Source organism: Erysipelatoclostridium sp. An15 (genome assembly GCF_002160675.1).
Lineage (GTDB): Bacteria > Bacillota_I > Bacilli_A > Erysipelotrichales > Coprobacillaceae > Thomasclavelia > Thomasclavelia merdavium.
This window is the reverse complement of sequence record NZ_NFLA01000103.1, coordinates 1-1,772: the sequence shown is the minus strand read 5'-3', so window position 1 is coordinate 1,772 and position 1,772 is coordinate 1. Positions and strand designations below refer to the sequence as shown.

At 26.1% G+C, this 1,772-nt stretch carries 2 protein-coding genes; one reads left to right on the top strand and one right to left on the bottom strand.

The annotated features are described in order from the left end of the window. Positions 1-114 precede the first annotated feature (114 nt). Complete coding sequence (locus tag B5E92_RS15170; RefSeq protein WP_087303531.1) at positions 115-957, top strand: CorA family divalent cation transporter; 843 nt, start codon at positions 115-117, stop codon at positions 955-957. Positions 958-1,160: 203 nt separating this feature from the next. Here B5E92_RS15170 and B5E92_RS15165 read toward each other — a convergent pair whose 3' ends face one another. Next, positions 1,161-1,652 carry a hypothetical protein gene (locus B5E92_RS15165; protein ID WP_087303529.1) on the bottom strand — a complete coding sequence of 164 codons (492 nt, stop codon included), beginning with the start codon at positions 1,650-1,652 and terminating at the stop codon, positions 1,161-1,163. Positions 1,653-1,772 lie beyond the last annotated feature (120 nt).

Genomic DNA, 1,772 nt, shown 5'->3' with positions numbered 1-1,772 from the left:
TGTAGTATAAGACTCCTTCAGTAAGAATATAGAATAAAAGATCTGCACAAGCAAGGAATTATTCATGACGATGTGTGCCTTGCAGCCGCAGGCGGAAAGGAATGTGTGGTTATAATGAACAAAATATTTAAATTTGAACAAATAAATAGCAATGAATTAAATATAAATACTATAAATATATTAAACGAACATCTAACTAAACATAATGCTACTGTTTTTGAGGTCTATGAAAATTATATTTTAGTTAGTTTTGATTACTTTAATAGTAAAACACGAATTGCTAAACAAAAACGAATTCTACTATATTTTGATTTTAATAACTTATTAATTTTTATCGAAGATCATAAATTATTTAATAAATTTGATCAATTATTTAAAGAAAATTTTCATCGCAGTAATCAAGAGCTATTACGGTTATTTTTCATTGAATTAATTAGTGAAGATATGGAAAATATTGATGAATTTGAAAAAATAATAACAATTGCTGAAGACAATGCTATTAAAGACAGTAAAAAAGATTATTTAAATAAAATTATTAAATTTAGAAAACAGCTGTTAAATTTAAAACATTATTACAATCAGCTTCAAGTAATTTTTGATGGCTTTTTAGAAAATGAAAACAAATATTTTGATGATGAAGCTTTGCGAAAATTAAATATAATTCATAATCGGATTGATCGTTTACAGCTTGGTGTTTTAAATTTACGTGATTATGTTACGCAGATGCGTGAAGCTTATCAGTCCCAAATTGATATTGAACAAAATAATCTAATGAAAATATTTACTTTGATTACCGCCATTTTTTTACCACTTACCTTAATGGTTGGCTGGTATGGCATGAATTTTAAATATATGCCCGAATTAAATAGCCTTTATGGTTACCCAATCTTTATCGCTGGTAGTATTATCGTCAGTATTGTGTTATTGATATATTTTAAAAAGAAACACTGGTTTTAAAAAAATCGCCATTATGGCGATTTTTATGCCTATTCAATTGTTATTTTGTAATGAAAACATGAGAATAACTCGATTTCAAAGTTTTTTAACAATTTAACTACTAATAAAAAACCGTAATAATAACAAGATCTTCAATAATTATATAAAGTAATCATCTTTACTATTTAATAAAATTTATTATTCGTTTCCATCAACACTTCACCTTATAACAGAAAAAACAAGATAATTAAATTAATGATCAAAGTAATTAGTCCTACAACAAAAGCATAAATAATTTTTTGATATGGTCGTTTCCCCTCTTCTCGAGCCTGATTAATTTTATCAAGCTGTTTTCCATCCATAAAAGACAGGATTTCTTTATATGTTTGAATATTTAATCTTTTTTTCTCTTTTTCTGCTAATATCGATATATAGAACGTAGCTGCAAAAATTAGTAACCAAATTCCTAATCCAAGATATGATAAATAATGGACTAATGGAATTGGTGTAATAATTGTAATCAACATCATTACCGCAAAAATATTACTCAGATACCCAAATTTTCTAATATCATCTTGATTAATTTGTTCTTCCATCATTTCAATATCTTCCTTTATTAATTGATCGATAGTAACATCTAAAACCTGACTTAATAAAACCAGACTATTAATATCAGGATAACTTTTATCATTTTGAATTCCGATATCGGAATTCAACGCGATATCCCGACTTTCTAAAGATTCCGATAAATAAAAACATAAGACCAACTATCTTTGATGATAATTGGTCTTTTTTGATGTGAACTGATTAAAATGTCGGAATCTTTTATAGACCAA

What these genes read in the sequence shown, in the direction of transcription:
- B5E92_RS15170 (WP_087303531.1), top strand. Translation starts at nt 115, where the DNA reads ATGAACAAAATATTTAAATTTGAACAAATAAATAGCAATGAATTAAAT.